This is a genomic window from Aliterella atlantica CENA595 (genome assembly GCF_000952155.1).
Lineage (GTDB): Bacteria > Cyanobacteriota > Cyanobacteriia > Cyanobacteriales > Chroococcidiopsidaceae > Aliterella > Aliterella atlantica.
In genome coordinates this window covers 58,846-77,701 of record NZ_JYON01000006.1, presented here as the reverse complement: position 1 = coordinate 77,701, position 18,856 = coordinate 58,846, and the positions used below count along the sequence as shown (strand labels likewise).

13 protein-coding genes are annotated in these 18,856 nt (G+C 43.6%); 8 read left to right on the top strand and 5 right to left on the bottom strand.

Annotation, left to right across the window (positions count from 1 at the left end; genetic code table 11):
- Nucleotides 1-195: 195 nt before the first annotated feature.
- On the top strand, nucleotides 196-1,809 hold the full coding sequence (locus UH38_RS07520) for an iron uptake porin (protein WP_045054028.1): 1,614 nt from the start codon (nucleotides 196-198) through the stop codon (nucleotides 1,807-1,809).
- Nucleotides 1,810-1,865: 56 nt separating this feature from the next.
- Here UH38_RS07520 and UH38_RS26685 read toward each other — a convergent pair whose 3' ends face one another.
- Together UH38_RS26685 and UH38_RS07510 are read right to left on the bottom strand one after the other, a co-directional pair.
- Nucleotides 1,866-2,351, bottom strand: coding sequence for a DUF5331 domain-containing protein (locus UH38_RS26685; protein WP_052672302.1), 486 nt, complete (start codon nucleotides 2,349-2,351; stop codon nucleotides 1,866-1,868).
- 81 nt (nucleotides 2,352-2,432) lie between these two features.
- The gene (locus UH38_RS07510) at nucleotides 2,433-3,170 is read right to left on the bottom strand and encodes a Uma2 family endonuclease (protein WP_045054027.1); all 738 of its coding nucleotides are present in this window, start codon (nucleotides 3,168-3,170) and stop codon (nucleotides 2,433-2,435) included.
- A 113-nt stretch (nucleotides 3,171-3,283) separates the two neighbouring features.
- Here UH38_RS07510 and UH38_RS07505 point away from each other — a divergent pair, with 113 nt between their 5' ends.
- Both UH38_RS07505 and UH38_RS07500 read left to right on the top strand, forming a co-directional pair.
- Complete coding sequence (locus UH38_RS07505; RefSeq protein WP_045054026.1) at nucleotides 3,284-4,045, top strand: ATP-binding cassette domain-containing protein; 762 nt, start codon at nucleotides 3,284-3,286, stop codon at nucleotides 4,043-4,045.
- Nucleotides 4,042-4,698 (top strand): ABC transporter permease, encoded by a 657-nt coding sequence (locus tag UH38_RS07500; protein WP_082065333.1) that lies wholly within the window; start codon nucleotides 4,042-4,044, stop codon nucleotides 4,696-4,698. The genes UH38_RS07505 and UH38_RS07500 overlap by 4 nt, the downstream gene beginning before the upstream one ends.
- A gap of 147 nt (nucleotides 4,699-4,845) precedes the next feature.
- On the opposite strand, the gene UH38_RS07495 is transcribed toward UH38_RS07500, so the two are convergent.
- Entirely contained in the window at nucleotides 4,846-5,526 is a 681-nt protein-coding gene (locus tag UH38_RS07495) for a Uma2 family endonuclease (RefSeq protein ID WP_045054025.1), read from the bottom strand.
- 104 nt (nucleotides 5,527-5,630) lie between these two features.
- Between UH38_RS07495 and UH38_RS07490 the strand changes: the two genes are divergently transcribed.
- The 4 genes from UH38_RS07490 to UH38_RS07475 all read left to right on the top strand — a co-directional run bounded on the left by UH38_RS07490 (nucleotide 5,631) and on the right by UH38_RS07475 (nucleotide 13,631).
- Entirely contained in the window at nucleotides 5,631-6,533 is a 903-nt protein-coding gene (locus tag UH38_RS07490) for a glycine betaine ABC transporter substrate-binding protein (protein WP_045054024.1), read from the top strand.
- Nucleotides 6,534-7,262: 729 nt separating this feature from the next.
- The gene (locus UH38_RS07485; protein WP_045054023.1) at nucleotides 7,263-8,291 is read left to right on the top strand and encodes a PstS family phosphate ABC transporter substrate-binding protein; all 1,029 of its coding nucleotides are present in this window, start codon (nucleotides 7,263-7,265) and stop codon (nucleotides 8,289-8,291) included.
- Between the two features lie 66 nt (nucleotides 8,292-8,357).
- Nucleotides 8,358-11,117, top strand: coding sequence for a GAF domain-containing protein (locus tag UH38_RS07480; RefSeq protein ID WP_052672301.1), 2,760 nt, complete (start codon nucleotides 8,358-8,360; stop codon nucleotides 11,115-11,117).
- Nucleotides 11,118-11,165: 48 nt separating this feature from the next.
- Nucleotides 11,166-13,631, top strand: coding sequence for a chemotaxis protein CheA (locus UH38_RS07475; protein ID WP_052672300.1), 2,466 nt, complete (start codon nucleotides 11,166-11,168; stop codon nucleotides 13,629-13,631).
- A gap of 174 nt (nucleotides 13,632-13,805) precedes the next feature.
- Here the strand turns inward: UH38_RS07475 and UH38_RS07470 are convergent, their stop codons facing one another.
- Nucleotides 13,806-14,882, bottom strand: coding sequence for a SpoIID/LytB domain-containing protein (locus tag UH38_RS07470; RefSeq protein ID WP_045054022.1), 1,077 nt, complete (start codon nucleotides 14,880-14,882; stop codon nucleotides 13,806-13,808).
- Nucleotides 14,883-15,043: 161 nt separating this feature from the next.
- On the opposite strand from UH38_RS07470, the gene UH38_RS07465 reads away from it, so the two are divergent.
- Nucleotides 15,044-18,265, top strand: coding sequence for a HEAT repeat domain-containing protein (locus tag UH38_RS07465; protein ID WP_045054021.1), 3,222 nt, complete (start codon nucleotides 15,044-15,046; stop codon nucleotides 18,263-18,265).
- On the opposite strand, the gene UH38_RS07460 is transcribed toward UH38_RS07465, so the two are convergent.
- A complete protein-coding gene (locus tag UH38_RS07460) occupies nucleotides 18,251-18,835 on the bottom strand; it encodes a PAP/fibrillin family protein (RefSeq protein ID WP_045054020.1) in 585 nt (194 codons plus the stop codon). The genes UH38_RS07465 and UH38_RS07460 overlap by 15 nt on opposite strands.
- Nucleotides 18,836-18,856: the final 21 nt, after the last annotated feature.

Sequence of the window (18,856 nt, the reverse complement as noted above, 5' to 3'; positions counted from 1 at the left end):
CACGAATACCATTTTACCTATAGAATGAGAATCAATCTCATGACAGAACTAAATTTTTGTTAATCAAAACAGACTAGATATGCTAAATTGCCAATTATTTTCATGCGTAGTGTAAATTTCACTGCGTGAAGTGCAAACAGTTGCTTGCGGTACAACCTTCTGTTTTCGCAAGTGTGGTAGTGAGGAATCAAGCGAATGTATAAAAGTTTATGGAACTTGTTGCTGGCAAGTCCGGTAATATTGGGCGCAATAGTAGTTTCTCATAGCGCTTACGCCCAGGAACAACCAAGTAATAACACGATGGCGCAGGTAACATCTGTTTCACAGCTATCGGACGTTCAGCCTACAGATTGGGCATTTCAGGCATTGCAATCTCTAGTAGAACGTTATGGCTGTATTGCAGGATATCCTGACGGTACGTATCGCGGTAATCGGGCGCTGACAAGGTATGAATTTGCTGCGGGCGTTAATGCTTGTTTAGATAGAGTAAATGAGTTGATCGCTACAGCAACCAGCGATTTAGTAAGTAAAGAAGATTTAGCAACTTTGCAGAGGTTGCAAGAAGAATTTGCTACAGAACTAGCTAGCTTGCGAGGAAGAGTTGATACTTTAGAAGTTGCAACAGCAGAACTAGAAGCAAATCAATTTTCTACCACAACCAAACTTAGCGGTGAAGTTGTAGTAGGATTGGCAGGGGTAGTTGCAGGGCAAGATGAAGCAGGTAATGACCTTGATGCCTCTTCAACAGTTCTCGGACAGCGGACGCGGCTAGAATTTATTAGTAGCTTTACAGGTCGAGATGAGTTACTAGCAAGGCTTTCTACTGGCAACTTTGTCGGATTTTCCGAACTTACAGGTACTACAGAAGGCGAACTTGCTTTTACTCAAGATGAAAATAATCAGATTGGGTTAGAAGTTTTAGCGTATGCTTTCCCAATTGGCGAGAGTACAGAGGTTTTTCTAGCGGCGACAGGTGGTGCAGCAGATGATTTTACTAACACTGTCAACGTTTTAGATGGTGATGGGGGTTCTGGGGCGCTGTCTAGTTTTGGTACGCGCAACCCGATTTATTACTTAGCAGATGGTGCGGGTATAGGCTTGCGGAAAGAGTTTGGCGATCGCTTAGAATTGAGTTTGGGGTATTTGGCAAGCGAAGCTAACGATCCGACAGAGGGAAATGGCTTATTTAATGGTCCTTATAGTGGCATAGCGCAGCTAACAATTAAGCCAAGCGAGCGCTTTAATATTGGCTTAACGTACATCAATTCTTACAATGCTGACGATACGGGTACTGGTAGCAGTCGCAATACTTTTGCTCGATTTGACGATACCTTTTTCGAGGATTTGGGGATACCTGCGGTAGATGTGCCAACTAGCAGTAATTCCTACGGTGTGGAAGTATCATGGCAGTTGAGCGATCGCTTTGTTTTGGGTGGTTGGGTTGGTTACACCAATACGCAACTACTTTCTACGGCTGGTGGATTATTCGACAGAGGCGATATCAATGTTTGGAATTATGCGGTAACGTTGGCGTTCCCAGATTTAGGCAAGGAAGGGAATCTGTTAGGCTTTGTTGTGGGGATGGAACCAAAAGTTACTGATTCTACCATTAGTTCCACGAACCCAGACATAAATGCGGAACTAGCGGAAGATGAAGATACTTCACTGCATATAGAAGGGTTTTATCAGTTCCAGTTGACAGAAAATATTGCTATTACGCCAGGGGTGATTTGGATTACAGCGCCAGGCTTCAACGAAGATAATGAAGATGTGGTGATTGGCGCTGTTAGGACTACCTTCACTTTCTAAAACTAATTACGGGGAAAAGAGACGTAGCAGTGCTACGTCTCTACATTGGTTGTTTTTTAAATATCTGTGCTTCTGACACCTTGACATGATTCATCTACCCAAGAAGCAATGTTGCTAACTCGGTTGGAAGGCGCTACTCTAACTTCTTGACTTGTTACGGGAAGCTTGGGCGCAGAACCGTTTTGGTTATTACCATTTGTTTGTACTATTGGGCTTTTATAAACTACTCCGTTACTATTACTGTTGATTTCTGCAATATTGGTTGCTTCTGAAAGAGATTTTAATTCTACTTCAGGATTGAAATTCAATCCTAATGCGGCAACAATTTGGTCGGGATGATTGCTCAAAGCGACGATAAAGGGAAACATTTGCACTAATTGCGGTTCTAAATTAGTTAAAGTTGCCAAAATAAAGCTAGATGAGGGGCGGCGTTGACCGTCATACGTTCCCCAAATGCGTAGTTTTGTCATCCAAGGACGATTGCGCCGATAGTAAAGAAGCCATTTAACTTTTAATGATTGGCGTAGCTGCTGAATATCCACAAATTACCTCAAGTACCAATAACAAAAGCCTCTAGCCATAGGATCGCCAAACTGGTAATTCTAGTCAATACTTAAGGCTCGCTATTCTGGCTCTATGCCTAATTCTTGCAGTTTTTGCAGCAAGCGATCGGCGCGTTGGCGTTCTGTTTCAGCACGTTGGCGTTCTGTTTCAGCACGTTGGCGTTCTGTTTGCGCTTCTGCTTGTGCTTGTTGAGTCCTTTGATTGCTTACTGCTTCTGCTTCCTCTGGAGTCGGAACTAAATCTCCATCTGGAGTGAAAAACCTTAACTGTTCGTTCAAAATACCCAAGTATAACTGTAATTCATTACTCCATAACCAACCTTGTTCGTTGGGGATTATCTCTTGATAGCGACGATAATTGAGTTGAAATCCAGCAAATTCTAAGGTGTAGGGATCGAACCAAAAATAATCGGGCGTGCGGAAAATATCCTGATACAACTGCTTTTTCAAGCCGCGATCTGTTTTGGCGGTGGAGTCAGAAAGAACTTCTAAAATAAAGTTGGGATACTTGCCATCTTCCGCCCAGACTACCCAGCTTTTGCGTTCTTTGCGTTCTGTGTCTAGAGCTACAAATAAATCTGGTCCTCTCACATCTTCTGACTTGCGTTGGCGAGTGCTGTAATAGATGCTCAAGTTAGCACCAGCAAAAAAGTCCTGTCGATCTTGCCATAAGCGTTCTAGGCTAGTTAGGAGCAGGATAATTTGTTTTAAGTGGCGGTAAGTTTCCAAAGGTGGCTCGTCGCTCAATAAATCGCTAGGTGGAAATATTGGGATGTCTGGGTTACTGCTTTGTACCATATCACTGAGGTTGGCAGTTAAGGCTGCTTTAAGTTTATCTAACTGGGGATAGGAAAAATTACGGGTCGCGCGATCGCAGTGGATAATAGCAAAAATGCATTCTATTTACGATCGTGCCGACTAATCGAGAAATTGCTGTTGAATTTGATAATGTTACTTTTAATCGTGGCGATCGCTCAATGGTCGCAAATCTCAACTTTACTATCTACCAAGGGGAAGCCCTAATCTTGCTAGGGCGTAGCGGTAGCGGGAAAACTACTACTATGAAGCTGATTAATAACTTATTTACTCCAACTCAAGGAAAAGTCAGAGTTCAAGGGCGCTCTACTACTGATTGGAATCCGATTAAACTGCGGCGACAGATTGGCTATGTGATTCAAGAAATTGGCTTATTTCCTCACTTTACGATCGCCCGTAATGTTGGTTTAGTCCCTGCTTTAGAAGGTTGGAAACCCAAACAAATCAAAACGCGGGTGTATGAGTTGTTGCAGCTAGTTGGCTTAGATCCAGCGCAGTTTAGCGATCGCTATCCGCACGAACTATCGGGCGGACAGCGCCAAAGAGTAGGTGTAGCTAGGGCTTTAGCCATCGACCCGCCGATTTTACTCATGGACGAACCTTTCGGGGCGCTAGATCCAATTACGCGCTTGGAATTGCAACAGGAGTTTCGTAGATTGCAACAAGAATTGAATAAGACTGTTGTTTTCGTTACTCACGATATTCAAGAGGCTTTTGTACTCGCTTCTAGAATTGGTTTGATGGATACTGGAAGGTTGGCGGTGTTAGGAACGCCACAAGAGTTTATGCATTCCCCAGAACCAGAAGCGGTTTCTTTTATGCAGTGTTTGCGTTTAGCAGCACCAGGTAGTTTATGAATTTAAACGATTTTTTCTTATTTAGGTATGGTGCAGAGATTTTGCAGCATACTGGCGAACACTTACTTTTGGTTGTTACTGCAATTGGGATTGCAACGTTAGTTGGTATTCCTTTAGGGATTTTGATTACTCGTAAAGCAAGTCTGCGCCAACCAATTTTAGGTGTTGCAAATATTCTGCAGACTATTCCTAGTTTGGCGTTGTTTGGCTTGCTGCTACCAGTACCAATAATTGGGGGGATTGGTGCTGTTCCGGCGATCGTCGCTTTGACTTTATATTCACTCCTACCAATTATTCGCAATACTTATACAGGAATTACAGGTATCGATCCAGCAATTAAAGAGGCTGGGCGCGGGATGGGAATGACCGATCGCCAAATGTTATTGCAAGTTGAAATTCCTCTAGCTTTGAGCGTTATTTTAGCAGGCGTGCGTCTAGCAACAGTAATTGCGATTGGAATTGCCACAATTGCGGCTGCTATTGGTGCTGGGGGCTTGGGCGTATTTATTTTTCGGGGAATTTCGGTTGTTAATAATCAGTTATTACTTGCTGGCGCAGTTCCCGCCGCTTTTTTGGCTATATTTGCGGAATTGGCGATCGGTTGGCTTGAGCGTCTGCTTACTCCAAGCGGAATCAGCAAGGGGTATAAATGATTCTGGGTGGTAGCTAAATAAGTAATAAACTTAGCGATAAAGGGCAACGCCTAGAACTGTTGTTATAAACAGAGAAATTTCAGTTACTTTCCACAGATTAATCTTACATTTAAGCTTTCTAACTGCTTCTTGGGGCGATCGCAACTTCTACTCTTCATCCAAATCGACTCCCAATTCTTGCAACTTTCGTAACAATTGTTCTGCTCGTGCTTCAGCAACATTAGCCCGTTGATTACTTATTACTTCTGCTTCTTCTGGAGTTGGAACTAAATCTCCATCTGGGGTGAAAAACCTTAACTGTTCGTTCAAAATCCCCAAGTATAATTGCAATTGGTGGCTCCACAGCCAACCCTGCTCGTTGGCAATTATTGGTTGGTATTGATGATAATTAAGTTCAAATCCAGCAAATTCTAATGTATAAGGGTCAAACAAAAAGTAATTCGGCGTGCGGAAAATATCTTGATACAACTGCTTTTTCAAGCTGCGATCGTTCTTGGCTGTTGAATCTGAGAGAATCTCCAAAATAAAATTAGGGTATTTGCCGTCCTCATCCCACACTACCCAGCTTTTGCGCTCTTTACGTTCGGTGTTTAAAACTACGAAAAAATCTGGTCCTCTAACATCTTCGGATTTGAGTTGGCGGGTACTGTAGTAAACACTCATATTCCCACCAGCAAAGAAATCCTGGCGGTTGCGCCACAATCGCTCTAAGGAAGTTAACAGTAAGATGAGTTGTTTGAGATGGCGGTAAGTTTCCAACGGTGGTTCATTACTTAGTAAATCGCTAGGTGGAAAAATTGGGGCATCATGCTTACTGCTTTGTACCATATCTTATCGCCTAGATTGCAGCACAGTATGTATGTTGTGTTGCCTTTAGTCTAATTGAAACTTAGTGTATTGTGTAACAGTGTGCGTTCTAGAAGCGATCGCCTATGAAAAAATTTTTTGTTCTTTGCTTACTTGCCTTTAGCTTATTGCTGGCGATCGCTAGTTGCAATCCTCGTATCTCAAATAATGGTAGTGGCGATATTGTCGTTGCTTCTAAAGATTTCACCGAACAAGATATTTTGGGCGAACTGCTTGCCCAACAAATTGAAGCTACAACCAAGTTAAAAGTCAACCGCCGCTTGCATTTAGGTGGCTCTTTTGTTTGCCATCAAGCTTTAACTGCGGGGCAAATTGATACTTATGTAGAATACATAGGGACGGCTTTTACTAGCATCCTCAAACAAAAAACTATCAGCGACCCCAAAGTAGTTTACCAACGTCTAAAACAAGCTTATGCCCAGCAATTCAACTTAGAGGTAATGCCATCTTTGGGTTTTGAAAATACCTTTGCGATGATTATTCGGCGTGAAGATGCAAAAAAATATAACGTGCAGACTCTTTCTCAAGCGGCTAAATATACTCCCCAATGGCAAGCAGGTTTTGGCTACGAATTTAGCCAACGCGAAGATGGGTTTCCTGGTTTAGCTAAAACTTACAATCTCAGATTTGCCCAAGCGCCGCGCATTATGGATTTAGGACTAATTTATCGAGCGCTGATTCAAAAGCAAGTTGATTTTGTTGCAGGCAATTCTACTGATGGGCAAATTGAGCGTTTGGGTTTGGTAGTGTTGCAAGATGATAAACGCTATTTCCCCCCCTATGAAGCTACGCCAATTGTGCGTCAAGAAACTTTAAAAAAGCACCCAGAACTTGTCAAAGTTTTTCAGCAATTAGATGGATTGATTACTGCTGATGAAATGCGGCGATTAAATTATCAAGTTGAAGGAGAGTTCCGCGATATTAAAGAGGTCGTTAGCGAGTTTTTGCAGTCAAAAAGTTTAAATTAAAAAGAAGGTTAAAGCTTGACTTGTGCTTGCTTTTTGCTATAAAATTATGTCATAATGGGAGGCTAAACTAAAATAATATTGTCGCACAAATTTCCATTATTTAATTATAAGTCAATCGCTGTCAAGAAGCAAGATAAATATAGTAAAAAAACAAAATTTTTTACATTATAAAAGATTGCTGGATTGAGAGGAATTAAAAAGTTGGCGAGCGCATTTTTGGCAAAAATTAGCACAGGGCTAAATGTTCATTTTAACTAAGATCTCAATCTAGCGAGCATAAAGTGCGATCGTCCGCATAGCTACTAACTTTAAGAGCACCTAGCAAATATACCAAAGTAGGCGATCGGGCATCATTGCAATTATTAGTAGCATTCTATACTCTTAAATGTAGCAGATTTTTGACTTGCGGGGAAATTGGCTAAAGTCTCGGTGCAAAATGCTCTAGCAAGTAGTAAAACAAATTGCTCTTATTGCAGTAGTAGGCGAGTAGAGTTTCAATTTTACTTAAATTAAAAGGAAAGTTGAAATCTATATATTACAAGGACGAAATCTATAAATTCGTCAATCTTAACAACCTAAAGTAGTATAAACTTCAATCAAATTTATATTTTGTTAATCAATAATTAGCAAACCTGAATCGAACTGCGAATAAAACTTAATAATTGTATAAAATAAAACTTAGTTAATCTAATACTGCGTCAAGCACTTAGATTTTGGGCAGAAAAATTAATGAACCAGCAAAAAGCAAGGCGTGATTCGCTAGCTGTAATATTAGGTCAAATTGCGATCGCATTGGCTTTTATTTGGGCAGTTGTACTACTGGGAGGCGGGCTATGGCGAATCTTACGGAATCCCACCGTGCAATCTAGCACGCAGTCGCCCCAAGTGGAAACTTTTGCTCAAGTTCAAAACGTTCCATCTGGGGTTTTCAGTTATGGCGGCAGCAATACTTGGGCGCCAATTAGGTTAAAAATTGACTCAGCAATTCAATCCGAGCGGCTGGGATTTCAACTGCGATTTACCCAACCAAATACCAGTATGGCTAACTCCACTACTGCCATACAGATGTTGATTGATGACCAATTGAGTTTTGTGCAATCAGACCGACCAATTGCTCCAGCAGAATATCGTCAGGCAGAACAACGCGGCTTCAAACTCAAGCAAATTCCGGTAGCAATTGATGGAATTGCGATCGCAGTTAACCCCAATCTTAAACTCCCTGGCTTAACAATAGCTGACCTGCAGGGAATTTATACAGGTGCAATCTCTAATTGGCAAGAACTCGGCGGTCCAGATATGGCGATTTCTTTATTCTCTAGTCCCAAAAACGATGGCACTGCCCAGTTTTTCCGTAACGACGTGCTGGGAAATAAAGCATTTGCCCAGAATATCGAAATCTTTTCAACTACTACTCAAGCGATTCGCCGCTTGTCTAAGACACCAGGAGGAATCTATTATGCTTCTGCATCGACTTTAGTACCGCAATGCTCGATTAAAACAGTGCCAATTGGTCAGGGAGCGAGGAACTTCATTAGTCCCCAAAAAGAACCCGCGCGTGCAGACTGCTTAGAGCAGCGCCATCAAGTAAATTTAGCAGCGTTTCGCTCTGGTCAATATCCGATCGCCCGCTACCTCTACGTAGTCGTTAAAGAGAATAAAGCGCTCGATGCCCGTGCTGGAAACGCCTATGCCGAATTTCTCCTCACCGAGCGAGGACAAGATGCGATCGCCCAAGCTGGTTTTGTGCGGATTCGCTAAAGTCGGGGCTTTGACAATCGAGAATGCAGATACATCCATCCACCTATGCCATTTTGAGGGTTCATCATGACTGAATTTGAGTCAACCACTCAACTTCAAGAGCAAGTTGACAGAGCTTTGAGCTTCCAAGGATTAAAAACAAAAACGATCGCCTTTGCGATCGCGCTGGGAATGCTACCAGTTTTGATAGTTGGCACGGCAATTTACCGCTTTGGCACGCAAGCAATTGACGAGCAGAGCATTCAAGCCCAAAGAGAAGGATCAACGCGCTTGACTGCCACAATGGAGCAGCAAAAAGAGCAGTTGGCGAACTTGCTACTAGGTACGGGTGCGACTGCCCTACTATCAGGAGCGATCGCCGCCGCTTGGGCAAACCGAACGCTTGGCTCTACCGTCAAAACAGCAACAGCCGTACAATCAACTGTAGCCAATCAAGCTGAGGCTGAGGAAGCACAGCAACTAACAACAGCAATCCACCGCATTCGCGAAGCAGCAACGGCGGAAGATATTTTGAAAGTTGCAGTTGCCCAAACCCGTAAAGTCATCGACTGCGATCGCATTGCAATCTATATGCTCGAACGAGAAGGTGTAGGCACAGTTGTGGCTGAATCGGTAGATCCTATGTGGCCCAAAACGCTCAGGGCAAGAATTAACGACCCGTGCTTTGCAGCTAAATACACTGAAGTGTATCGGCAAGGAAGGGTAAAAGCAACTAGCGATATCTACGCGGAATATAGTCCCTGCTACATTGAAGAGCTAGAAAAATTTGCCGTTAAAGCAAATTTAGTTGCGCCCATCTTGAACGGCGATCGCTTGTATGGGCTATTAATCGCTCACCAATGTTCTGGAACTCGAAACTGGAAAACATCGGAAATAGAATCATTTTCCCAGCTTGCCGGGCAGGTGGGGATTTCTCTAGATGGAGTTAAGTTTCAACAGTACATTGCGGCTGAAGCTAGTATAGCTCGGATATTTCAGCAAACCATCAGTCAAATTCGCGACACGACAAACCAGCAAGAAATTCTCACCCAAACCGTGAGAGCAGGTCGGAGTATGATTGCGGCAGAGCGCGTCATCATTCTGGAGATAAACGAAGACAAGACAGGAACAGTAGTTGCCGAAGCGATCGCCACAGGTTTTCCTAAAACCCTCAAAGCAGTCTTTAACGATCCGTGTCTGGGGGCAAAATACATTGAGGCATATCGCCAAGGTCGAATTAAAGCAACTGACGATATTTATACCGAACTAAGTCCTTGTTACATAGGATTGCTAGAACCTTATGCAATTAGAGCCGTTTTGGTAACTCCGATTGTGGTGGGTGAAACATTGTACGGACTGTTAATCGCCCATCAATGCTCTAACACAAGACAATGGCAGGACTTTGAGACTCAATGGTTTTCGCAGCTAGCCAATCAAGCAGGCTTTGCGTTGCGCAATGCTGCTTTATTAGCCGACAAAGAAAATCTGCAAAAGCAAGCAGAACGAGAAATTGAATGGAAAGAATACCTCGCTGATGCCACAGCGCAAATTCATGCCTCCCTCAGCCGCGAGGATATTTTTAAAACAGCCGTAGAAGAAATTCGGCGAGTCTTAGCTGGCGATCGCGTGCTAATTTATAGTGTTGATCGCGAATCGATGGGCATTGTAATTGCCGAATCTGTGGGCGAAGGTTGGGTCAAAGCACTAGGGCGAAAAATTGAAGACCCGTGTTTTGAAGCGAGGTACGTGCAAAAGTATGAGAACGGTCGAGTACGAGCGCTCGACAACATTTATACAAGTGGCATGACGCAGTGCTATATAGACCAGTTAGAAGTTTTAGGAGTCAAAGCCAACTTAGTCGCACCTGTACTGCACGAAGGAAAACTACTAGGACTATTAGTTGCCCACCAATGTGCTAATCCTCGACATTGGAAGCCGCTAGAAATCGGGTGGTTCAAGCAAATTGCCGTACAAATTGGCTACGCGCTCGATAATTCTAAGTTAGTCGGACGGATCAACGAACTATCTCAAGAAGCGGAACTTCAGCAACAATCTTCAGCACTACTACGAAACCTCTCCAACGATACTCATCGCCAAGCCCAAACAACTGCGGCTGCACTTGGGCAAATCCAGACCGTATCAGAACAAGCGCAAGACATTCTCTCGACTGTCCACCAAACTGAATTGCAAGTTCAACAAGCCGAGCAAACTATCCAAACAGGACAAGAACTTGTAGGGCTAACAGTAGAGAGTATTACTACCGTACAGCAGACTTTAACTGACGCGGTTGAGAAGCTAAAACAGTTGAGCGTATCTTCTTATCGTATTTCCGACTCGCTGAACTTAATCAACGACTTGGCGACCCAAATGAACCAAGAAGTTTTTCAATCAGCGATCGCTCTAGGCAGATCGGGCGACGGACATCAAGTATCTGTGCTGTCAGCGGCGGAGACAGTACGTTCGCTCAACGTCCAATTAGCAACCACTATAGAGGCAACCGAACACTTAGTTGCGGAAATTTCGGCTGAATCAGAAAATGTCATTAGTGAGATGGAAAACGGCGCAGAACAAGGAAAAGCTGGAACCAAAATGGCAAAAGAAGCGCTGAACAAATTTAGTGCGATCGCCGACAGTAGCGATAAAATCGGTCAGTTAGTAAGTAAAGTTGCCCAGACGGCTGCTATTCAAGTTCAGTCCTCAACTGCTGCTAATCATATTGCTCAAGAAATTGCCGAATTTGCTAAATACACTTCAGAGCAATCGATCGCCGTCGTAAATTCCTTTATAGTAAGTCAAGCAGAAGCATCGACCTTAGCACCTGCTGCAATCGACGAGGTAAACGGATGAAAAGTTGAAAGCCGTTTGCTCGATTCTTAGCTGTATGGGAAATTAGCCATGATTTATGACTCTTCAGCTTACGCTCAAGCTTATGCTTGCTTTTTGACAGAAGCCCCCGAACTTATGCAAACCTTGGAGCAAGACCTCCTGACATTGCAAGAGGATCGCAGTTGCGACAAAATCTACAGTTTGATGCGGGCGGCTCATACGCTCAAATCAGTAGTTGCCAGCTTGGGATTTACTGAGATTGAAAAAATTGCTCATGCGCTAGAAGATGTCTTTAACGCGCTCTACGACCCTACTTGTGAAATTGATTCTGAGCTTGAATCGTTGTTGTTTCAGGCTTTTGAGTCTCTAAGGCTACTGTTGAATGCTCAGAGCGCTCAGATCGTGATTGACCCTGACCCGATATGCGATCGCGCAGATGAAATCTTTGCTCGAATTGGGCAAAAGCTAGGAGATGTTTTAGGGCGAGAAACTTATCTGCCCACACAAGCAGAGTTGAAAACAGATATTACTCGCTCGATTTTTGCAGGTGCGATCGCTGAAGATTTAAGCGCTCTTGAAGAAGCGCTGAGGCAACCGAATTCGGCGCACTTAGCGGCGACTCTACGCAAAAAAGCCAAGGTGTTTTTAAGTTTAGCAGAAGGATTGAACCTGCCTGGATTTGCCGCGATCGCGCAAACTACAATTGCCGCTTTAACAGCGCATCCCGATCGAGCAGCTACGATCGCTCGGATCGCCTTAGCTGATTTTCAACAGGGAAAAGCGCTCGTTTTAGCAGGCGATCGCACTTGGGGCGGCAAACCGTCCGTTACCCTACAGCAATTTGCGATCGCTCCCAATCAATTGCCTCCAGAGCGATCGACATTTGTCCAATCCAAATTATCGCCACTGCCGCCTGTCTTAGCTCCGCAAACAATCAGAGTCGATTTAGAACGACTCAATCGCTTGAAATATTCCACAGGTGGTTTAATTGTCAACCAAAACCAACAGGATTCGGCGAAAAAAAGGCTTGAGAAGACCGTACAAAAATTTAGAACGAGCTTCGAGCAACATCAACAAACCCTCAACCAAATTCGCGAAACCCTCAATCAAATTCGCGCTCGTCCTAGAATCGAGCAAGATATTGCCACCACGCCCAATTTGAACGGATTGATGCAGTCAGCAATGGAGGAAAGCGCCCAGCTAGAAGAATCGCTCGTGCAGGTCGAATTAGTACATCAACAATGGAGCCAAGCCTTAGCAGATCAACAGCAAATCGTGACACTAATTCAAGATAATTTGACAGAAGCACAGATGGCACCGCTAGGAGATGTCTTTAATCGCTTTGTTCTTGTCTTGCAAAGATTAGTAACAGTTTATAGCAAGCCAGCAGAGTTAAAGTTGAGCGGGACGCAAATTATTGTAGATAAAGCGATCGCCGAAAAACTTTACGAACCTCTGCTGCATCTAGTGCGTAATGCTTTTGCTCATGGAATTGAGCCGCGCGCGCAAAGGCAGCAGCAAGGGAAGCCTGACATCGGGCAGATTCAAATTCTCGCTCGCGAGCAAGAACGAGAACTGTTTATTGAGGTTGCAGACGATGGTGCGGGGTTAGACTGCGATCGCATTCGAGAACGGGCTGTCCAATGGGGGATACTTTCACAGGCAGAAGCAACAGAGCAATCGGACTTGGAAATTCAGCAATTGCTGTTTGAGCCAGGATTTTCCACCTCGGCTCCAGTGAGCGAACTATCTGGGCGAGGGTTTGGATTAGAGATTGTGCGCTCTGCGTTGCAAGCAATGCAAGGTTCGATCCAAGTGCAATCTATTCCTCAAAAAGGAACTACCTTCACGATGCAGATTCCCCTCCTTCCAGTGATAGCGCCTCTACCAACGTTTTCTCGCGTCGAACAGCGAGAACTGCTAATGGTTGATAATGTTGGGGAATCTTCTATACCTGCTTCCTTAGATGATATTTTTGCAAATCCACCGCTTGATATTCCGCTCGCAGATCGCAGTGAGTTGATTTTTCCGACGTTAGAAGTAGATGCAAGTTCGGCGCTCTCCCTTTCTTGCCCTTTATCAGAGCGATCGCTAAAAACGGCACAGCTTTTGATTTGGGCATCAGCATCTTTGATTTTTTTCTTACCTTACAGCAAAATTGAAGAAAATTTGCCATATAAACCGCAGCAAAGAATTCAATCTCAAAATCAGTGGTTTTTTCATTGGCGCAACCAAATGCTCCAACTTTATCCGTTAATAGAGTTATTAAATAGCGATCGCTCATTAGCAGTTGAACATAAAGCTAATTCTGGCTTGGCAAGCGTTCTGATTATTAGATACGAGCAACAACTTATTGCTATAGAAGCAGCAATCAAGCATTTGATAACTAAACCAGAAATTGTGCTTCAGCCGCCTAGAAACTCAGTGCGATCGCCAGTTTATATCGCTGGATACGCTCAGTTAGAAACTAATGAATTAGTGCCAGCGATCGATGTTGAAACATTAATTGCCCAAACCGCCTTAAATAATTCGTAATTCGTAATTCGTAATTTGCACATTACGGACAAGATTAATCATTCATTTATTCAGGTTTCAAATCCCCCTTAAATAATTCGTAATTCGTAATTCGTAATTCGCGCATTACGGACAAGATTAATAATTAATTTGTTCAAGTTTCAAAGTGAAAAAGAGTGTGAAAGAAAATCATTGTTAGCGTTTTGCCTCTAGCCTGGATATCTCTGTTTTGGGATAATAAATCGCTAAAATTTGCTGATAGTTATAACCAGAACTGGCATAAGTGTATGCTCCTGTTTGGCTCATTCCCCAACCATTATGAGCGTTAGTTACAATCTCTTGCGTCGCTCCATAAAGAGATTCGACTACACCACCTTGGTAACTAAGAATCTGTCCTGATGTCTGGTTAACTGCCTGGTGCGTTGTGTTGTACTCAGTGGCAACACCTTTATATGCTTGATGCCGCTCGTCGTTGCCCAAGTCATACCACCCAGTTGCAGGGCGAAACTTATGCACTAAAGCGTAAGAGCGAGCAGCGATCGCTTGAGCTTTAAGTGCTTCAATAGGTGCTGCGGCACTCATTTCGCTGCCGACTACACTTGTTAAATATTGCTCCAAATCTACGTAATTAACAGCTAGTAATGTATCTCCTTGCGACAACAATAAAACTTTACCTCTATACCAGCGATCGCCTACATATACCGCTCCTCCTCTTGTCGGCTCGATCCACATAAATGAAGGTACTTGCCAATCTTGGAAGAAAATAGTTGAATTAGCTGTTTGTGCTTGAAACGCTTGCCCAGGTAATAGTTGCATAATTACTCGCTTATTAGCATCTATTACCTTTGCTGTTGTTGAAGAAGCGATCGCCAGTTGACTGGTATCTTTAGCGATCGCTACTCTAAGTTCGATAGCTGGAGCAGTATATTTGTGAGGTTTTTGCTTGCGTTTTGGTCTGTGTTTGGTAGCAGCTTTGTTTGTTGGGCGTTTGTGATTAACGCTCTTGGTTGCAAGTTCCTTGGCTTGCTTCTGCTGGGGTTGAACTGGAGTTATTGGCTGAGGCTTGTCAAAAGCAACTAAAGGTGAGGACTGTGGTAACTGCAAAGACACTGAATTAGCAACAAAGTTATCTTTCTGTGTCTGTTGAGGATGGGGCTTAAATTGGAGCCATACTATAGGCACAACAACAAGTAAAGACAATCCTAAAAGCGAGCGCCGATTTAATTTTGCCAATCTTCTCAACCTTTTAGCTGAATTTTTTCTAACTTCCATGCAGTAAATTTCACTTCCAGTTTGTAGCGTTAGGCGGTCGTATCTTCGCCAAATCTTGTCAGGAATTGTCTTTCAACATATCGCTCTTTAGCTTTCTACCTCAAAAACGCAGTTCTATCTATTAGGCATCCTATATTTAGAAATCTATATCAAGCTATCTTATGACACCAACTACTTTGCTGCAATCTCTAGAGACGCTTACCCACAAAGCTCGAATGCGACAGATGGTAGAAATAGGTAGGCGCTCAAGGCAGGAGCAGAATTTAGCAGATACATTAAACCAACTTGCTTGCGGCAATTTCTACGAGCGCTATTTAGCGTTGCAATCTTGTTATGGCAGTCAAAATATAGAGTTAATTTTACAAGGAATAAGCGATCGCTCCCGCCAATTACGTTCGCTAGCAACGCGTTTGATTATCTTGTTTGGCGATGATGCTCAACTACTGTCATCGTTGCAAGCAGCGCCTATCAAGCAACGCTATTTTATCCTCAAACTATCGCTTAAACAACGTCGATACAAAGTTATTGACCGTTATTTAGCACAAGTTGCGATCGCCCACCCCGAACAACTTACGCAAATTTTAGCTTTCGGTTCGGCGGCATTTGTTAACCAGCATATGCAACTATTGTTGCACCAAAGTAGTAATGATGACGGGCAAAGGCTAGCTCGTCGTCACCCTATGCTGACTGCTATCACATTACAACAGCAAGCTGAAACTGCAACAGAGTTAGATCCGCGTTTAAGATTTTACGTTAATGCAGTTTTACCAATTCTTGCCGATAGATGCCCCGATCAAGCCTTAAATTTATGTCGTGCTTTGCTGCGAACAACTCCTATTGCTCAAATTCACCTGCAACCGCTAGTAATTAGGTGCAGCCAAGAAGTTGCAGACTTAGTATTGCAATCAGAAGATCGGGCAAATTGTAACTTCGATCGCGTCGCCAAAAACCTAGATTTGCCTCGCTTGCAAGCTTTAATCGAACGCGGTTATTTACCAAATCCGCAATTATGGTTAAGCAAGCTAGCGCCTGAAATGCGATCGCAACTTTACGTAGACTACAACACGCGCTGGCGTGACTCTAAAGGCATCCTCAATATAAATCTCATTCAAAGCTTATCGCGTTCCTTTCGAGAGCATGAAGCGAGATGGCATTTAAATTCGCCAATTTTAGCAACTCGCCTCAGCCAGAGGCTTGCTTATGCGGCTTTTTTACCTTGGGAAGAAGCAGGGGAGACGCTCAAACCTTTTATCCAAAATCCCGATCCAGAAATTCGCAGTATTGCCCTAAAAACCTTAGTAGAAACAGTCAGGTATCAACGTAAAGCGATCGCTAGCTTATTGCAACAAATAATTGCCCGTCGCAACGAACAAGATCCGATCCGAGGTGCAATACTAGGTGCAATGGCAAGTTTGCCGCCTGGGATATGGAAGGTCGAGCATTTAGCAGATTTAAGCCAAATTCTCCAAGATACGCTCAATGCTGCTGACTTATCTCTTGCGACTGGTAGTTCAGCAGAAAGATTTATTATTTTTCTCTTACCTTTTCATCCAGTTTGGGCAGCCGAGCAACTTGCTTTATTAGTTAAAACGCGAGGAAAACTTAGTTTTTATGATTTAGGCGATCGCTTATCAAATACTCAAGTAAGAGCAATTGCCCCTCAATTATTGCCGATTTTCCAAGCTTGGGCAGATCGAGAGCGATCGCAGCATTTAGTTATGGTAGCAAGATATTTTGCTCAACGCTTGCAAGTATTTGATGGTTTAGTTGAACTATTAGAACAAGCTATTCAACTTCCCTACAGCGATTGGGTTGCGGCTTCAGGATTACAAGTATTAGCAACTTATCATTACAATCGCTTGGCAACTCTCATTCCTACTTTGATTAGCCAAGATCCTAGCTGGATCTATCAGCCAGTTGTGCAAAATTATTTGCACCGTCATCGTCAAGATTTGCTCAGTCAGTTTCTCGAACGCAAGTTGTATAAAGGGCGATTTAGTACGGGTAAAACTTACTTAGTTTTAGGTGTGAGCGATAATTTTCAGCGCTGGACTAATACTATGCAGCATAAATTTGCTGAAACGCTAGTGGCTGTAACGCGAGATAGCTGGCAAAATCAATCTACTTTGTTTCAAGTTATGGAACAACTAGGAAACTTACAAACTGTTGCTCCAACTCGGCTCATACAGTTAGCTCAAAGAGAAAATACTCAACTTGCCATCCGCGATCGCGCGTTAAGACTTTTAGCCCGCCGCGATAATGGTGATGGCATTCCAGTATTACTAGAAGCAATGGAGGACGATCGCGCCCGAATTGCGATTTATGCGCTGCGTACGGCAATACTTGCTATGTCACCGGAAAATGCGATCGCCTTACTAAAATCGGTTCCACAAGAAAAAGTTACTGTTGCTAAAGAAGTTGTGCGTTTGATTGGTGAATTTGCTACAGATTCCGCTTACCAAGAGTTGCTTACTTGGAACGAGCGAGAATTACACCGAGATGTGCGAATTGCTTTGCTAAGAGCCTTCTGGACGCACCTCGAACGCGATGAAACTTGGACAATTTTCCAGCAAGCGGCTGTTTCTCCTGATAGCGCGATCGCAACTATGGTAACGAGAATACCGAGCGATCGCCTGTCTCTTACTGCACAAAAAAAATTACTGACTCTATTAGCAACACTAGTACAACATCCCGAACCATTAGTTAGACTTGATGTTTTACGGCGTTGTGGAAGTCTTCCCGTTGCCGATCGCGATCGCGTGTTGCAACAACCATTATTACAAAGATTGACTTCCCCTTTACCCGATGAATCGCAAGCTGCGGCGCAAGCTTTCTTTGCTACTTATAGCGGCACAGATATAGAAGTTGTTGCCGCTACCGTAGAGCAAATTCTACCTAATAGACGCGCCCTGATAACAATCATTGATACTCTCCAAAGTCAGGCATATTGGCGACGCAGCCAACTTTTACCTACAATTAGAGCGGTGTTAGCGGTACTAACTAGCGAGGCGTTGGTAGCAGCGCCTAGATGGAAACTCGCGATCGCAACTTTACCTACATCGGAGTTAATCGATCTGGCGATCACCCAAATTGTGACGCTAATGCCAGAAGAATTATTTATTGCTGTCAATGCAATTAGTCAACGCGCAGGGAATTATAAATTGGCAGATGCGATCGCCATTGAAACAGCGTTTGCCAATCATCATGAAGCGCGGTTGCGGCGCTTGGGGCTAGCAGCTTTGAATGCTCAAGCTCAAATTGATGGCTGGAATGATGAGCGGCGCTTGCGTCTTGCTCAATATCAAAGCGATCGCGCTACTTTTATTGCTGCTGCTGCCCAATTTATCTTTCCGCCGCCAGCTAGCAGTTTAAACCTTACTTAAGACAAATACGCTGCCTTCATTGCCTCGCCCAATTCGCAAGTCATTGTCAAGATAAGTAATATCTAGCCAACCTTGTTGTTCGCGGCTGTCGATACCAAAATCTATGGCTGCGAACTTGTCGCCTGTTTCAATTTGACTGATAAAACTTGCTGGCGATTGATAACCGATGAAGCGCTGCAAGCCTAAGATCGATCGCTCGAATTTGACGTGTACTCGGCGTTCGGAAAGTGGCTCGAATTTAGCAGCAACGCTAACTATGCCTTCTAAATAAGGTAAGCCATAAATTTCGGCAATGTTATAAACGCTGCTAGTTTTGACGCGGATAGATTGATATATTTGACCGAGCTTGAGAAAGGGAAATCGGTCAATACCAAGTAAACCTTTGCTAGTTGTATAAAGCAGTCGCCAATCGCCTTCTAACAACTCTCCCGCCTCTACCGAGCGCGGGGTGGGGTTGCGGTCTTCTAATTGCGCGATCGCTACTGCTATTGCTTGCTTTTGGGTGTCTGTTGCTAGCAATCCGCGATTTTTTCCAGCGATCGCTTCCATTAGTGTCGATTTTCCAATCATCGCCTTTTTCAGCCTTATTTT